Here is a 16,249-nt window from a genome sequence, read left to right on the forward strand (position 1 = left end):
GTCAGGCTCCCGACGGCGCGACAGGCGTGCCGCCAGGCGGCGGGCCGTCCTGCGGGTCGCGTTCGTCGTGCTTCACGCGGAACCACGTCGCGTACAGCGCGGGCAGGTAGAACAGCGTCAGCACGGTTGCACTCGTGATGCCGCCCATCAGCGCGGTCGCCATCGGCCCGAAGAAGTTCGAGCGCAGCAGCGGGATCAGCGCGAGCACGGCGGCCGCGGCCGTCAGCGTGATCGGGCGGAAGCGCCGCACGGTCGCGCCGATGATCGCGTCGATACGGCGGTGGCCGGCTGCGATGTCCTGCTCGATCTGGTCGACGAGGATCACCGAGTTGCGCATGATGATCCCGAACATCGCGATCACGCCGAGCATCGCGACGAAGCCGAACGGCTGGCCGAACAGCAGCAGCGTCGCGACCACGCCGATCAGCCCGAGCGGCGCGGTCAGCACGACCATCAGCACGCGCGAGAAGCTCTGCAGCTGGATCATCAGCAGCGTGAACACGGCGATCGCCATCAGCGGCATCTGCGCATTGATCGACTTCTGCGCCTTCGCGCTTTCCTCGACTGAGCCGCCGATGTTGATCTGATAGCCGACCGGCAGTTGCGCGCGCAACGTGTTCAACTTCGCGTCGACCGCGTGGGTGACGTCGATGCCCTGCGCGCCGGCGCGCACGTCCGACTGCACGGTGATGGTCGGCTGGCGGTCGCGCTCCCACACGACGCCGTATTCGAGCGTCGGCTTGAAGCGGCCGAGCGAGCCGAGCGGCACGGGGCCGTTCGGGGTCGGCAGCGCGAGGCCGGCGAGCTTGCCCGGATCGACGCGATCCGCCCGCGGCGCGCGCAGGTCGACCGCGATCAGCTTGTCGCGCTCGCGGTACTGCGTGACGGTCGTGCCGGACAGCGTCATCGCGAGGAAGCTCGACACGTCCTGCGACGTGACGTTCAGCTCGCGCGCCTTCTTCTGGTCGATCTCGAAGCGCACCGAGCGCTCGGCCGGCTCGTCCCAGTCGAACTGCACGTTGACCGTGCGTGCGTCGCCGCGCATCGTCGCCGCGACCTTCTCGGCGATCGAGCGCACCGTCGCGATGCTGTCGCCGCTCACGCGGAACTGCACCGGATAGCCGACCGGCGGGCCGTTCTCGAGCCGCGACAGCCGCGAACGCACGGCCGGGAACTGCTCGCGCAACGTGGTTTCGAGCCAGGTCGCGAGCTTCTCGCGGTCCTTCACCGATTTCGCGGTGATCACGAACTGCGCGAAGTTCGGCAGCTGAAGCTGCTGGTCGAGCGGCAGGTAGAAGCGCGGCGCGCCGCTGCCGACGAAGTTCACCGAATGATCGATCTCGGGGCGCTTGTCGATCGCTTTCTCGAGCTGTTCGGTCTCGCGCAGCGTCGCCGCGAACGACGCGCCTTCGGGCAGCCGCAGGTCGACCAGCAACTCGGGGCGGTCGGAGCTCGGGAAGAACTGCTGCGGCACGAGCGTGAAGCCCATCAGCGCGACGACGAAGAGCGCGCCGGTGATCAGCAGCACGACGAAGCGCCGTTCGATGCACCAGTCGATCCAGCCGCGCAGCCGCCGGTAGAACCGCGTGTCGTAGATGTCGTGCTCGTGGTCGTCGGGCAGGTGCGCTTCATGCGCCTGCCGCTTGCGCTCGGGCAGCAGGTGGAAGCCGAGCAGCGGGATCAGCACGACCGCCGCGAACCACGATGCGATCAGGGCGATCGCCGACACCTCGAAGATCGAGCGCGTGTATTCGCCGGTGCTCGATTTCGCGAGCGCGATCGGCAGGAAGCCCGACACGGTGACGAGCGTGCCCGTCAGCATCGGGAACGCGGTGCTCGTATAGGCGAATGCGGCGGCGCGGGCACGGCTGTAGCCCTGTTCGAGCTTCACGGCCATCATCTCGACCGCGATGATCGCGTCGTCGACGAGCAGCCCGAGCGCGAGCACGAGCGTGCCGAGCGACACCTTGTGCAGCCCGATGTCGAACAGGTACATGAAGAGGGCGGTGACCGCGAGCACGACCGGAATCGAGATCACGACCACCATCCCGGTGCGCAGGCCGAGCGACACGAGGCTCACGACCAGCACGATGGCGACGGCTTCGGCGACGGCTTCGAGGAAGTCGTCGACCGAATGCGCGACCGCATGCGGCATGCTCGACACCAGCGTCAGCTTGAGGCCGGCCGGCAGCTGCGCCTGCAGGTCCTTCGATTCCGCGTCGAGCGCCTTGCCGAGCCGGATCACGTCGCCGCCCGGCTGCATCGTGACGCCGATGCCGAGCACCGCCTTGCCGCCGGCGCGCATCTGCGTGACGGCCGGATCGTCGTAGCCGCGCTTCACCGTCGCGAGATCGCCGAGCCGGAACGTGCGGCCGTTGATGCGGATCAGCGTGTCGGCGATCGCATCGACGTTGTCGAACTGGCCGCTCGGCCGCACGAACACGCGATCGTCGGCGGTCGTCAGCGTGCCGGCCGACGAGACGTCGTTCTGCGCGTTGATCGCCTGCCCGAGCTGCTGCGGCGAGATGCCGAGGCGCGTGAGCTGCGCGTTGTTCACCTCGATGAAGATCCGCTGGTCGGGGTCGCCGAAATAGTCGACCTTGCCGACACCCGGCACGCGCAGCAGCACGGTGCGCAGCTGGTCGGCGTAATCGTGGAGCTGCGCGGGCGTGAAGCCGTCGCCTTCGAGCGTCCAGATGTTGGTGTAGACGTCGCCGAATTCGTCGTTGAAGAACGGGCCCTGCACGCCGGGCGGCAGCGTATAGCCGATGTCGCCGACCTTCTTGCGGATCTGGTACCAGGTTTGCGGCACGTCCTTCACCGGCGCCGAATCCTTCATCGTGAAGAAGATCAGCGATTCGCCGGGGCGCGAGTAGCTGCGCAGGAAGTCGATGGCGGGCGTTTCCTGCAGCTTGCGGCCGATCCGGTCGGTGACCTGTTCCTGCACCTGCCGCGCGGTCGCGCCGGGCCAGAACGTGCGGATCACCATCACGCGGAACGTGAACGGCGGGTCTTCGGACTGCGCGAGGCGGGTGTAGGCAAGCATGCCCGCGAGCGTCGCGAGCGCGATCAGGTAGACGACCAGCGCCTGGTGGCGCAGCGCCCACGCCGACAGATTGAAGCGGCCTTCTTCGTAGGAAACGCTCACGATGCGAAGTCCTCCGGATGCAGCGGCGCGATCGCGCGGACCTTCTCGCCCGCGCTGACCGTGTGCACGCCCTGCAGCACGACGCGCTCGCCGGGTTGCAGCCCGTGCGACACCGTGACCGTGCGCTCGTTGAAGCGCGCGACGTCGACGCGGCGCAGCTCGAGCGTGTCGTCCTTCGTGCGCACGACCCACACGGCCGGTTGCGGGCCGTCGTGGAACAGCGCGGTCGCGGGCAGCGTGATCGACGGCGCGCCGCCGGCGGCCGGTGCGCCGTCGAACGCGACGCTGGCCGTCATCCCGAGCCGGATCGCCGGGTCGGGCGCGGCGAGCGTGAGCTTCACGCGATACGTGCGGCTTTGCGGATCGGCGGCCGGTGCGATTTCGCGCACCTTCGCGGCGAACGGGCGGCCCGGCAGCGACGGCAGCGTGACGGTGGCCGCGTGGCCCGGCGTGAGCGATGCCAGCGCGGCCTCGGGCACGTCGCTGACGACGTCGACGTCGCCGGACCATGCGAGCTGGTAGACGGCCTGGCCGGCCGACACGTTCTGGCCGGTGTCGGCCTGTTCGGCGGTGATATAGCCCGCGTGATCGGCGACGAGCGTCGCGTAGCGGAGCTGGTTCTTCGCGAGCGCGAGCTGCTGCTGCGCCTGCTCGCGCTGCGCGAGCGCCGACGTGTAGCTGTTCTCGGTCTGCTCGAGCTGCGCGGTCGCGATCAGGTTCTCGCGCGCCTGCGCGCGATCGCGGTCGAGCTGCTGCTTCGCGAACGCGAGGCTGTGCGTTGCGGCATCGAGTTGCGCCTGCGCGCTCGCGGCGTTCTTCTCGACATCGGACGGATCGAGCAGCGCGACGACCTGGCCGACCTTGACCGTATCGCCGAGGCGCACCTTGCGCTCGATGATCTTGCCGGCGATGCGGAACGACAGCGGGGTGGCGTAGCGAGGCTGGATTTCGCCGGGGAGCGTGCGGGCGACGGCAGCGTCGTCGGCATGAGCGGGCAGCGCGACGACGGGGCGCGGGGCGGGCGGCGCGGAGTCTTTCGGATGACAGGCGGCGACGACGAGCGCGGCGCCGACCAGCAGCGCGACGCGGGAACCGGAGCGATTCACGAAACCCCCAGATGAGGTGAGAGCGAGAGCGGAACGAAGCCGGCAAGCGCGGCGGGCGCTTGCCCCGAGCGGCGTCGGCACGGCCGTGCGGACACCATCTTTCAGAAACTGTGGCGAATTCTAATGCACACCTGTATCTGAATGCAAAGATGAATCCGTAAGGGAAAGGGTGCTAGACTGCGCGCCATGAAACCTCAGCGCTTAACTCGCGAGCAGAGCAGGGACCAGACGCGTGAACGTCTGCTGATTGCCGCGCACCGTATTTTTCTGAAGAAAGGTTTTGTCGCCGCGAGCGTCGAAGACATCGCGGCCGCGGCCGGCTATACGCGCGGCGCGTTCTACTCGAATTTCCGCAGCAAGTCCGATCTGCTGCTGGCGTTGCTGGAGCGCGATCACGCGGAAGTGCAGGCCGACTTCCAGGCGATCTTCGACGGGGGCGGCACGCGCGAGCAGATGGAGTCGATGTCGCTCGCGTATTACCGGACGCTGTTTCAGGACGACGAATATTCGCTGCTGTGGGGCGAGGCGAAGCTGCAGGCCGCGCGCGACGCGAAATTCCGCGTGCGCTTCAACCAGTTCCTGCATGGCAAGCGCCTGCAGATGGCCGAGTTCATCCGGCGCTTCTCCGAGCGCGCGGGCACGCCGCTGCTGCTGCCGGCGGAGACGCTGGCGTTCGGGCTGATGTGTCTGTGCGATGGCGTGCAGTCGTACTACACGGCCGATCCGCAGCACGTGTCGGCCGAGGCGGCCGAGTCGGTGCTGGCAGGGTTCTTCGCGCGCGTGGTGCTCGGCCGCGCACCGGACTGAGCCGCCCCCGGCCCCGGCCTCGAGCCCCCTTCGTCACGCTGCCGGCCGCGACCCGACCGGTCAGCGTTCGCCGGTCAGCGTTCGCCGGTCATTCGCCGGTACGCATCGAGCAGCGACGTCTTGTAGACGACCCCGGCGAGCGTCGGCTCGGCTTCGCTTTCGATCACCGGCAGGCGTTCGCCCTGGAACGCCATGAAGCGTTCGAGCGCGGTGGCGAGCGGCATGTCGGGCGTGAGCAGCGGAAACGGCGTGTGCACATAGTGCGCGGCCGTCTTGTCGGCCGTGTCGCGCTTGTCGAGCAGGTCCGACGTGATGTCCTTCAGCGCGACCGCGCCGCGAAAGCGCCCGGCGTCGTCGGTCACGTACAGATACTTCACCGGATATTCGAGGAACACGCGCGTCATGTCGGCGACGCTCGCGGTGAGCGGCACGACCGTCTGCGCGGGCTGGATCAGTTCGCGCATCTGCGTGGTGCGGATCCGGCTGCGTTCCTCGGCATCCTGGTGGTGGTGCAGCGTGATCTCGTACATCGACGTCGTGCCGGTCGCGCGCGCGACGAAGTACGCGAATACGCAGGACACCAGCAGCGGCAGCACGACCTGGTAGCTGAGCGTCATCTCGAAGATCATCAGGATCGCCATCAGCGGCGCCTGCGTGGCGCCCGTCAGGAACGCGCCCATCCCGACGATCGCGTACGCGAAGTACGCGGACGTATGGCCGGGCCACACGGCTTGCATCGCGAGCCCGAACAGCGAGCCGAACACCGCGCCGACGAACAGCGTCGGCGTGAACACCCCGCCGATCGCGCCGGAGCCGACGGTGGCGGAGGTCGCGATCACCTTGAACACGAGCACCGCGACGAGTGCCTGCCAGGTCCACGGCGAGTGGAGGATGAGGTTCACCACGCTGTAGCCGTTGCCCCACACGTCCGGCACCCACACCGAGATCACGCCGACGACGAGGCCGCCGAGCGCGAGCCGCACGGGCAGCGGCACGGGCAGCCGCTTGAACTGGTTCTTCGATGCATCGAGCAGGTGCAGGAACTGCGGCGCGAGCACGCCGCACAGCGCGCCGAGCACGACGAACAGCAGCACTTCGGGGCCGGTGACGGCCGGAAACACCGGCATCTCGTACGGCGGCCGGTAGCCGACAAATTCGCGCATCACGATGTTCGCGACGACCGACGAGACGATCATCGGCCCGAGACTTTCCATCGCGATGCCGCCGAGCACGATCTCCGACACGAAGAAGGCGCCGGCGATCGGCGCGTTGTACGCGGACGTGATGCCGGCGGCCGCCCCGCAGGCGACCAGCAGGCGCAGGCGCGGCGGGTCGAAGTGCACGAAGCGGCCGACGAGCGACGCGGCGAGCGCCGCGAGCTGCACCATCGGGCCTTCGCGGCCGATCGAGCCGCCGCTGCCGATCGTCAGCAGCGACGACATGCTGCGCCATAGGCTCTGGCGGACCGGCACGATGCCGTTGCCGAGCGCGACCGATTCCATGTAGTCGGTCTTGGCGGCCTGTTTGGCGCCGCGGGTGGCGAGCAGCAGCACGCAGCCGGCGAGGAAGCCGCCCGCGGCCGGCATCCAGAACCGCACGTACCACGGCAGGCGCTTGGCCATCTGCACGAAGCTGCCGCTTTGCCCGGAGATCAGGTGCTGCATCAGGTCGATGCCTTCGCGGAACGCCATCGTGGCAAAGGCGCCGCCGACGCCGACGATGGCCGACCAGATCAGCATCGTATGGGCGTCCGACAGGCGGAACAGCGTTTGGGCGCGAGTGCGCAGCTTCAGCAGGAACGAGAGCACGGCTGAAAGAGGGCGATGGAAAACGACGCGAAGCATAGCACTGCGCCGCGCCCGCGGGACCTTCCCGTCGGGCGCGGCGCGCGAAGCGTCACGGGCGGGCAGCTCAGCCAAGCCAGTGCTGCACGGCCCAGGTGATCCCGTAGCCGCCGGCGATCAGCCACACGTACAGGATCAGGCCGGTCATCAGCGCCCGGGGGCCGGCTGCGCGGATCTGCGCGACGCGGGTTTCGATGCCGAGCGCGGTCATGGCCATCGTCAGCGCGAAGGTGTCGAGCACGTTCAGCGTGTGGGTGACGTTGGTAGGCAGCACGTTCAGCGAATTGACGATCACGAAGCCGAGGAAACCGAGCGCGAACCAGGGCACGGCCACCTTGCGCTTGCCGTGCGCGCCGCCGGCGGTCGCACGTGCCGAGCGGGCCAGCCACGCGCCGAGCACCAGCAGCACCGGGACCAGCAGCATCACGCGGGTCATCTTGACGATCGTCGCGACGTGCGCGACCTGCGGGCTGATGTCGCTCGCGGCGCCGACCACCTGCGCGACCTCGTGGATCGTGCCGCCGAAGAACAGGCCCAGGCCGGCCGGATCGAGGTTCAGCAGCCCGGCGTGATACGCGATCGGGTACAGGAACATCGACAGCGTGCCGAACAGCACGACGCTGCCCACGGCCATCGCGCTCTGGTGCGGCTTCGACTGCAGCGTCGATTCGAACGCGAGCACGGCGGCCGCGCCGCAGATCGCGCTGCCGGCGGCGGTCAGCAGCGCGGAATCGCGGTCGAGCTTCATGATCTTCATGCCGGCCCAGGTGCCGATCACGAGTGTGCTGACCACCACCAGTACCGACACCGTCAGGCCCGGCAGCCCGACCTGCGCGATTTCCTGCAGGCTCACGCGCAACCCGAAGAACGCGACCGCGATGCGCAGCAGCTTGCGCGCGGAGAAATTGACGCCGGCTGCCCAGCTGGCCGGCATGCCGTCGCGCAGCGCGTTGCCGTACAACGCGCCTGCGACGATGCCGACGATCAGCGGCGACAGGCCGAGCCCCGCGATCGCGGGAAGCTGGGACAGGCTCGTGACGGCGGCGGCGAACAGCGCGACGAACAGCACGCCGTTCAACTGGCCGCGCATCGACGGCGCGGCGGGGCTGAGATGGGGACTCGGAGCAGTGGACATGGAAGCACCGTGATGGAGCGTGTGGCGATGGTGTAATCCTAATTTCGTTATATCGATATGAAAAATTGTGATTTGTGACGTAAACTATCCGGAAAGCCGATAATTTATCCCCATGACCCCGGATCAACTGATAACGTTCGCCGCCGTCGCCGAGCACCTGAACATCAGCCACGCCGCCGTGGCGCTGCATCTGTCGCAGCCGGCCGTGTCGGGCCAGTTGCGGCTGCTGCAGGACGAATTCGGCGAGCCGCTGTACCAGCGCGAAGGCCGCGGCATCCGCCTGACTCCGGTCGGCGAGCAGCTCGCGCAGTACGCGAAGGCGCAGCGCGACACCTTCGCGCAGGCGCGTGCGTTTCGTGACGCGGTACGCGGCCTCGAGGCCGGCACGCTGCGCATCGGCGCGAGTACGACGCCCGCGAGTTACCTGTTGCCGTACCTGATCGCGGCGTTCCAGCCGCGTGCGCCGCGCGTGGCGATCCAGACGATGAGCGGCAACACGGCCGACGTCGTCGCGGCGTTGCCGTCGCTCGATATCGCGATGATCGAAGGGCCGCCCGGCGAGGCGCTGCCGCCGGGCACCGCGGTGCACGCGTGGCGCGAGGACGAGATCGTGGCGATCGTGCCGACCGGCCATCCGCTGGCCGCTCCGGACTATGCGTCGGGGGTCACGCTTGACGCGCTGGCCGCCCATCCGCTCGTGCTGCGCGAGGCGGGCTCCGCCGTGCGGCAACTCGTCGAGCGCGCGTTTGCGCAAGGCGCGGCGCCGATGCGCGTCGCGTTCGAGATCGCGGGCGTCGAGGCCGTGAAGGAGGCCGTGCGGGCCGGGATGGGCGTCGGGTTCGTATCGGCGATGTCGCTGCGTCACGACGATGCCGCGCTCGTCCTGCGCTCGCTCGCGCCCAAGCCGCTCACCCGTCACTTTTCCATCCTCGTGCCGCACGGCGGTGCGCCGTCGCGGGTCGCCGCCCAATTTCTCGAAATGAGCCTCGCGCACGACCTCGCCTGAGCGCCCGAACCCGGCCCGGGAACGCGCGTTGCGCGCCGTCGGGCGCGCGTTTGAGCGGTGCACCGTCTTAGGGATTTCCTCTATGGCGTGGGCCCGAAGCGAGGCGCACCATCCGTCTCAAGCAAATGGAACCGGTTCCATTCCGGTGAAAAAGGGCAACATGACAGACATCGTGATCGTGGCGAGCGCATTCGGAATGGACCGCGTGCGTCAGGAGGGCCACAGCGCATTCATCGCGACCGCGGCGGCAGCGGGTGCGACCGGCTTCGAGGTGCGGCGCGAGCTGTTCGCGTCGGACGAGGCGGCCGCGCCTGGCGCGCTGGCCGTGCTCGGCGCGCAACTGGCCAGCCACGGTCTGTGGTCGGTCTTCTCGACGCCGGCCAACCTGTACACGGAAACGGGCGCACTCGATGCGGACGCATTGCGCAGCGCGCTCGCGGAAGCCGACGCGCTCGGCGCGCGCTTCGTGAAATTCCAGCTCGGCGGCTTCGCCGGCGACGCGCACGCAGCCGAGATCGTCGCGCTGTCGCGCGGCGCGCGGGCCCGCGTGGTGGTCGAGAACGGCCAGCTTCCGGTCGGCGGCGCGCTCGCGCAGTTCCGCGGGCTGTTCGACGCACTGGCCGCGGCGGGCGTGCCCGATGCGCTCGGGATGACCTTCGACATCGGCAACTGGCAGTGGCCGGGCGAAGCGCCGCTTGAGTGCGCGCAAGTGCTCGCGCCGCATGTGGAATACATTCACTGCAAGGCAGTCGCGGGCGAGGGCGCGCGCCGTTTCGCCACCGCGCCGGCCCCGAACGATCCGCTCGTGACCGGCGTGCTCGCGGTGCTGCCGCAACACGCGCCGCGCGGCATCGAGTTCCCGTTCGACGCGGCCGACCTGGCGGGCGATGCATGCCGGCGCGTGGCATGGCTCGCCACGGCGTGACGGCGGCAGGATCCTGGAGAGTTCATTCATGAAAGCAGCACTCGATGTGGTGACCTACGGCGAAGCGATGGCGATGTTCGTCGCGACCGAGCCCGGCCATCTCGCGCACGCGACGCAATTCACGAAGCGGGTCGCGGGCGCCGACCTGAACGTCGCGATCGGCTTGTCGCGGCTCGGCTTCCGGGTCGGCTGGATGAGCCGTGTCGGCCGCGATTCGTTCGGCGGCTACGTGCTCGACACGCTGGCGCGCGAGGGCATCGACGCGTCGTGCGTGAGCGTCGATCCGCGTTACCCGACCGGCTTCCAGCTCAAGTCGCGCAACGACGACGGCAGCGACCCGACCGTCGAATATTTCCGCAAGGGCTCGGCCGCGAGCCACCTGTCGTGCGACGACTACGTGGCCGACTACGTGCTCGGCGCGCGCCACCTGCACCTGACGGGTGTCGCGCCGGCGATCTCCGCGACGTCGTGCGAGCTCGCGTTCAAGCTCGCGCGCGAAATGCGCGCGGCCGGCAAGACGATCTCGTTCGACCCGAACCTGCGCCCGACGCTGTGGCCGTCGGCCGACGTGATGGCGAAGACGCTGAACGCGCTCGCGTCGCTCGCGGACTGGGTGCTGCCGGGCATCGCCGAAGGGCGGCAACTGACCGGGCACGACACGCCGGCCGACATCGCGGGCTTCTATCTTGCACAGGGCGCGCGCGGTGTCGTGATCAAGCTCGGTGCCGAAGGCGCGTACTACCGGACGGCTGACGGCCGTGACGGAACCGTGGTGGGCGAGCGCGTGCAGAATGTCGTCGACACGGTCGGTGCCGGCGACGGCTTCGCGGTCGGCGTGGTCAGCGCGCTGCTGGAAGGCAAGACGGTCGAGCAGGCGGTGGCGCGCGGCAACCGGATCGGTGCGCTCGCGATCCAGGTGATCGGCGACTCGGAAGGACTGCCGACCCGCGCCGCGCTCGATCGATTCGAAAACGTCAGCAATCGCACCGATCGCTTAGAGGAAACCTTCACCGCGCAATGAGAGGCCGGACACGGCACAATCCGCGGACTCATTTCGTCGTGCATGCGCACGGCAAGGTACGGGATCAGAGTAAGCGCTAAAGCGCTAACTTTGATCGACCGCGAAGCATGGGATCCACGTAAGCACTAAAGCGCTAACGTGGATCGACCGCGAAGCATGGGATCAGAGTAAGCGCTAAAGCGCTAACTCCGATCGACCGCGAAGCATGGGATCCACGTAAGCGCTAAAGCGCTAACGTGGATCGACACAGGAGACATTCTGATGGCCAACACACTCGCTGCCCGCCGCTGGTGGACGATCATGCCGATCGTCTTCATCACGTACAGCCTCGCCTACCTCGACCGCGCGAACTACGGGTTCGCGGCCGCGGCCGGCATCAACCAGGACCTCGGGATCAGCAAGGGCCTGTCGTCGCTGATCGGCGCGCTGTTCTTCCTCGGTTACTTCTTCTTCCAGATTCCCGGCGCAATCTACGCGGAACGCCGCAGCGTGAAGAAGCTCGTGTTCGTCAGCCTCATCCTGTGGGGCGCGTGCGCGGCACTCACGGGCGTGGTCAGCAACATCCCGTCGCTGATGGCGATCCGCTTCGTGCTCGGCGTCGTCGAGGCGGCCGTGATGCCGGCGATGCTGATCTACATCAGCAACTGGTTCACGAAGAACGAACGCTCGCGCGCGAACACGTTCCTGATCCTCGGCAACCCGGTCACCGTGCTGTGGATGTCGATCGTGTCGGGCTATCTCGTGCACGAATTCGGCTGGCGCCACATGTTCATCGCCGAAGGCGTGCCGGCCGTCCTCTGGGCCGTGTGCTGGTGGTTCCTCGTGCAGGACAAACCGGCCGATTCGCCGTGGCTCAACGCGCAGGAAAAGCGTGACCTCGACGCCGCACTCGCGGCCGAGCAGGCAGCGATCAAGCCCGTGCGCAACTATGGCGAAGCGTTCCGCTCGCCGGCCGTGATCAAGCTGTGCGCCCAGTATTTCTGCTGGAGCATCGGCGTGTACGGCTTCGTGCTGTGGCTGCCGTCGATCGTCAAGAACGGCTCCGACCTCGGGATGGTCGCGACCGGCTGGTTGTCGGCGCTGCCGTATCTCGCCGCGACGATCGCGATGATTGCCGCGTCGTGGGCGTCCGACAAGGTCGGCTCCCGCCGCGGTTTCGTGTGGCCGTTCCTGCTGATCGGCGCGGCTGCGTTCGCCGCATCGTACGCACTCGGCTCGTCGCACTTCTGGATCTCGTATGCGCTGCTGGTCGTGGCCGGCGCCGCGATGTACGCGCCGTACGGCCCGTTCTTCGCGATCGTGCCGGAACTGCTGCCGAAGAACGTCGCCGGCGGCGCGATGGCGCTGATCAACAGCATGGGCGCGCTCGGCTCGTTCGTCGGCTCGTACTTCGTCGGCTACCTGAACGGGGCGACCGGCTCGCCCGTCGCGTCGTATGCGTTCATGAGCGCCGCGCTCGTCGCCGCGGTGATCCTCACGCTGTCCGTCAAACCCCAGGCGCGCGATACGCATCCGCTCGCGACGCCGCTGCAAGGAAAATGAATCCGATGAAGCCCCGTATCGTCGCGTACAAGCCGCTGCCCGATGACGTTCTCGCGTACCTGCGCGAGCATGCGGACGTCGTGCAGGCCGACGGCGCCGCCGCCCTCGCCGACGCACTCGGCGACGCGGACGGCGCGATCGGCGCGAGCCTGAAGGTCACGCCGGAAATGCTCGACCGCGCACCGCGGCTGAAGGCGTGGTCGACGATCTCGGTGGGCTACGACAACTTCGACGTCGCGGATCTCACGCGGCGCGGGATCGTGCTCGCGCATACGCCGGACGTGCTGACCGAATCGACCGCCGATACGGTGTTCTCGCTGATCCTCGCGTCCGCGCGACGCGTGGTCGAGCTGGCCGAGTGGGTGAAGGCCGGCCACTGGCATCGCAGCATCGGCCCCGACCTGTACGGCACCGACGTGCAGGGCAAGACGCTCGGCATCGTCGGGCTCGGGCGGATCGGCGGCGCGGTCGCGCGCCGCGCGGCGCTCGGCTTCCGGATGCAGGTGCTGTACGCGAACCGTTCCGCGCATGCGCAAGCCGAGACGCAGTACGGCGCGCGGCGCGTCACGCTCGACGAACTGCTCGCGCAATCGGATTTCGTGTGCCTGCAGGTGCCGCTGTCGCCGGAAACGCACCACCTGATCGGTGCGGCCGAATTCGCGAAGATGAAGCGCGGTGCGATCCTGATCAACGCGTCGCGCGGGCCGGTAGTCGACGAGGCCGCGCTGATCGATGCGCTGCGCGCGGGCACGATCCGCGGCGCGGGGCTCGACGTGTTCGAGAAGGAGCCGCTGGCGGCGGATTCGCCGCTGCTGCAAATGAAGAACGTCGTCGCGCTGCCGCATATCGGCTCGGCGACGCACGAGACGCGCCACGCGATGGCGCGCTGCGCCGCGGAAAACCTGGTCGGCGCGCTGGCCGGCACGCTGCGCACGAATCTCGTCAATCCGGACGCGCTCGCACGCGCTTGAGCCGCGGCGGTAGCGGGGCGACCCCGGCCGACCCCCGGCCGGCGGGGCGCCGGCTTCGTTAGAGTCGATGGTCTTGGTGCCGGAGGGCTGGCTGCGTTATGATCCCCGCGCGTCGTATCGACGGCCCGGCAATGCTGCCGGCGGCGTTTCGCGACGGGTATCCGCGCCAGGTCCGGTGCGGCCGACTGCTGTTGCAGGTGACCGGGGTGGATGCCGAAGCGCCGGTGCCGATCATCGCGAAGCAGGGGATCGGCGCAAGCGCTGAAGGGCTAACGCTGGTCGACCGCGAAGCATTGGGGGCAGCGTAAGCGCTGAAGGGGCTAACGCTGACCGACCGCGAAGCATGGGGTCAGCGTAAGCGCTAAAGCGCTAACGCTGACCGACAGGGAGATTCCACCGGGTGGCTTACGTTTCCAACAACAAAGGTCCGTCTGCTCACGAAGCGGCGCGGATCGTACGTCGCGAGGCACGACAGTGACCGATTCGCAACCAACCACGACGCGTCCGGCGACGATCAGCGATGTCGCGCGCGAGGCCGGCACCGGCAAGACCAGTGTGTCGCGCTACCTGAACGGCGAGACGCACGTGCTGTCCACCGATCTGCGCCAGCGGATCGAAGCGGCGATCGCGCGGCTCAACTACCGGCCGAACCAGATGGCGCGCGGGCTCAAGCGCGGCCGCAACCGCCTGCTCGGCATGCTCGCGGCCGACCTGACCAATCCCTATACCGTCGAAGTGCTGCAGGGCGTCGAGGCCGCGTGCCACGCGCTCGGCTACATGCCGCTGATCTGCCACGCGGCAAACGAAGTCGAGATGGAGCGCCGTTTCCTGCAGCTGCTCACGACCTACCGCGTCGAAGGGCTGATCGTCAACGCGCTCGGCGCCGACGAGGACGTGCTGCGCCCGCTGCGCGGCGCCGGCATCCCGGCCGTGCTCGTCGACCGCACGGTCGAAGGCTTCGAGGCCGACCTGATCGGCCTCGACAACGCCGACGCGATCGAGACGGCTCTCGCGCACCTGGTCGCACACGGCTTCGACGCGATCCATTTCGTCGTGCAGCCGTTCGAGCGCGTCAGCTCGCGGCGCCTGCGCGAGGCCGCGTTCCGCACGGCACTGGCGGCGCGCGGGCTGACGGTGCCGTCGACGGTCGTGCTCGACCTGGACGCGCCCGACGCGGTCACGGCGGCGCTGGCCGACATCGATGCCCGCATCGACGACGCGGCACGGCGCGGCGTGCGCGCGGCGCTGTTCGCCGCGAACGCGCCGGTCGCACTCGCGATCGCGCGCCACCTGCGCGCGCGTTTCGGCACCGCATGGCAGCAGCGGGCGGCGCTGCTGTCGATCGACGATCCGGAATGGGCCGAGCTGATCGGGATCACGACGATCCGCCAGCCGACCTACGAAATCGGCTACAAGGCCGTCGAATTCGTGCACGAGCGGATCGACGGCGCGGCGGGCGACGTACGCGTCTCGCTGTTGCCGGGCGAGCTGGTTGCGCGCGCGTCGACCGCAAGCTGAGTATCATTCGGGGCACGCAGCGCGTCAGGTGCGCTGCCCCGAACAAGGAAATACATGACTGTCGCTCCCGTCACGCTGGCGGTGCTGATCGCCGCCACGCTGATCATCGCGCTCCTGCCGCTCGTCCTCTACCGCATCCTGCGCAAGCCGCTGGCGCTGAACCGCCGCGACACGATCGTCGGCGTGGCCGTCTTCACGTTGTTCGCGATGATCCTCGAACGCGCGTTCCACGGGCTCGTGCTGAGCCAGACGCCGCCGGATGGCTGGCTCACGCAACCGCTCGCGTTCGTCGCGTACAGCGCGCTCGCAACGGCCGTATTCGAGGAAGTCGGCCGCTATCTCGGGATGCGTTTCCTGAATCGCCGCTACGGCCCGTCGCCGGCCGGCGACAGCCGCGGAATCGGCTACGGGATCGGTCACGGTGGCGCCGAAGCATGGTTCGTCGGCGTACTCGTATGGGGCCAGTGGTCGTATCTCGCGTGGCTCGCGAGCCGCGGCCAGCTCGAGACGCAGCTCGCCGACCTGCCGGGCGATACCGTCGTGCGGCTGCACGTGATGCTCGCGACGCTGTCGGCGCAGTCGATGCTGCTGTTGCTGCTCGAACGCTGCGCGGCTTTCGTGCTGCAGCTCGCGCTGTCGGTGCTGGTCTGGCGCGGCGTGCGCGCCGGCCGCGCGGGCGTGTTGCCGCTCGCGATCGTGCTGCATGCGCTCGCGGCCGCGCCGGCATTGCTGTACCAGGTGCGCGTGCTGCCGGCCGGCTGGGTCGAGGCCGCGTATTTCGTGCTCGCCGCGATCCTGGTCATCGTGCTGGTGAAGGCGTGCCGGCCGTCGCAATCGGCAGCCTGACGGGAGAGACGGGATGGATGACTATCTGATCGAATGCCAGAGCGCGGAATTCGACGCGCTCGCACGCGTGATCTGCGATCTCTTTCCGGAGCAGACGCGTTTCGCCGAAAGCAGCGACGCACGCGGGCGGTTCCTGTCCGTGCAGTGGCTCGCGATGCGTTTCGGCTCGGCGCCGAAGCGGATGACGCTCGATATCCGCATCGTGCCGGCCGCGCTCGCGCGCTACCTGGCGCTCAAGCCGATGCAACGGGCGCGCAGCCATGCGGTGCTGCATGCGTACACGGAAGCGATGCTCGGGTCGCTCGAGGAGCGTCACGCGGCCGGCGAGGCCGTCGCGCGCGACGCGGAACTCGTACTCGACGAAGACTTTGCGTGACCGT

14 protein-coding genes are annotated in these 16,249 nt (G+C 68.6%); 10 read left to right on the top strand and 4 right to left on the bottom strand.

The genetic code is table 11. From position 1 onward, the window contains the following. Position 1 precedes the first annotated feature (1 nt). Both CFB34_RS32190 and CFB34_RS32195 read right to left on the bottom strand, forming a co-directional pair. The gene (locus CFB34_RS32190; RefSeq protein ID WP_089440176.1) at positions 2–3,148 is read right to left on the bottom strand and encodes an efflux RND transporter permease subunit; all 3,147 of its coding nucleotides are present in this window, start codon (positions 3,146–3,148) and stop codon (positions 2–4) included. After that, on the bottom strand, positions 3,145–4,254 hold the full coding sequence (locus CFB34_RS32195; RefSeq protein WP_089440175.1) for an efflux RND transporter periplasmic adaptor subunit: 1,110 nt from the start codon (positions 4,252–4,254) through the stop codon (positions 3,145–3,147). The genes CFB34_RS32190 and CFB34_RS32195 overlap by 4 nt, the downstream gene beginning before the upstream one ends. Before the next feature lie 186 nt (positions 4,255–4,440). Here CFB34_RS32195 and CFB34_RS32200 point away from each other — a divergent pair, with 186 nt between their 5' ends. Beyond that, positions 4,441–5,061 (top strand): TetR/AcrR family transcriptional regulator, encoded by a 621-nt coding sequence (locus CFB34_RS32200; RefSeq protein ID WP_089440174.1) that lies wholly within the window; start codon positions 4,441–4,443, stop codon positions 5,059–5,061. Positions 5,062–5,135: 74 nt separating this feature from the next. On the opposite strand, the gene CFB34_RS32205 is transcribed toward CFB34_RS32200, so the two are convergent. After that, entirely contained in the window at positions 5,136–6,869 is a 1,734-nt protein-coding gene (locus CFB34_RS32205) for a ClcB-like voltage-gated chloride channel protein (protein ID WP_218828636.1), read from the bottom strand. Between the two features lie 103 nt (positions 6,870–6,972). After that, positions 6,973–8,040: a YeiH family protein gene (locus CFB34_RS32210; protein WP_089440171.1), complete on the bottom strand. Its 1,068-nt coding sequence runs from the start codon at positions 8,038–8,040 to the stop codon at positions 6,973–6,975. Between the two features lie 112 nt (positions 8,041–8,152). On the opposite strand from CFB34_RS32210, the gene CFB34_RS32215 reads away from it, so the two are divergent. The 9 genes from CFB34_RS32215 to CFB34_RS32255 all read left to right on the top strand — a co-directional run bounded on the left by CFB34_RS32215 (position 8,153) and on the right by CFB34_RS32255 (position 16,245). Continuing rightward, positions 8,153–9,046, top strand: a complete 894-nt coding sequence (locus CFB34_RS32215) for a LysR family transcriptional regulator (protein ID WP_089440170.1) — start codon at positions 8,153–8,155, stop codon at positions 9,044–9,046. Between the two features lie 160 nt (positions 9,047–9,206). Further along, the gene (locus CFB34_RS32220) at positions 9,207–9,971 is read left to right on the top strand and encodes a TIM barrel protein (protein ID WP_089440169.1); all 765 of its coding nucleotides are present in this window, start codon (positions 9,207–9,209) and stop codon (positions 9,969–9,971) included. Between the two features lie 28 nt (positions 9,972–9,999). After that, complete coding sequence (locus CFB34_RS32225; RefSeq protein WP_089440168.1) at positions 10,000–10,992, top strand: sugar kinase; 993 nt, start codon at positions 10,000–10,002, stop codon at positions 10,990–10,992. Between the two features lie 261 nt (positions 10,993–11,253). Then, positions 11,254–12,534 carry an MFS transporter gene (locus tag CFB34_RS32230; RefSeq protein ID WP_046545793.1) on the top strand — a complete coding sequence of 427 codons (1,281 nt, stop codon included), beginning with the start codon at positions 11,254–11,256 and terminating at the stop codon, positions 12,532–12,534. Between the two features lie 5 nt (positions 12,535–12,539). After that, entirely contained in the window at positions 12,540–13,505 is a 966-nt protein-coding gene (locus CFB34_RS32235; protein ID WP_089440406.1) for an NAD(P)-dependent oxidoreductase, read from the top strand. Between the two features lie 98 nt (positions 13,506–13,603). After that, a complete protein-coding gene (locus CFB34_RS32240; protein WP_089440167.1) occupies positions 13,604–13,813 on the top strand; it encodes a hypothetical protein in 210 nt (69 codons plus the stop codon). A 166-nt stretch (positions 13,814–13,979) separates the two neighbouring features. Next, positions 13,980–15,023, top strand: coding sequence for a LacI family DNA-binding transcriptional regulator (locus tag CFB34_RS32245; protein ID WP_089440166.1), 1,044 nt, complete (start codon positions 13,980–13,982; stop codon positions 15,021–15,023). A gap of 54 nt (positions 15,024–15,077) precedes the next feature. Beyond that, positions 15,078–15,869 (top strand): YhfC family glutamic-type intramembrane protease, encoded by a 792-nt coding sequence (locus CFB34_RS32250; protein WP_089440165.1) that lies wholly within the window; start codon positions 15,078–15,080, stop codon positions 15,867–15,869. Positions 15,870–15,882: 13 nt separating this feature from the next. Further along, positions 15,883–16,245, top strand: a complete 363-nt coding sequence (locus tag CFB34_RS32255) for a DUF3022 domain-containing protein (protein ID WP_089440164.1) — start codon at positions 15,883–15,885, stop codon at positions 16,243–16,245. Positions 16,246–16,249 lie beyond the last annotated feature (4 nt).

This window comes from Burkholderia sp. HI4860, assembly GCF_002223045.2.
Classification (GTDB): domain Bacteria; phylum Pseudomonadota; class Gammaproteobacteria; order Burkholderiales; family Burkholderiaceae; genus Burkholderia.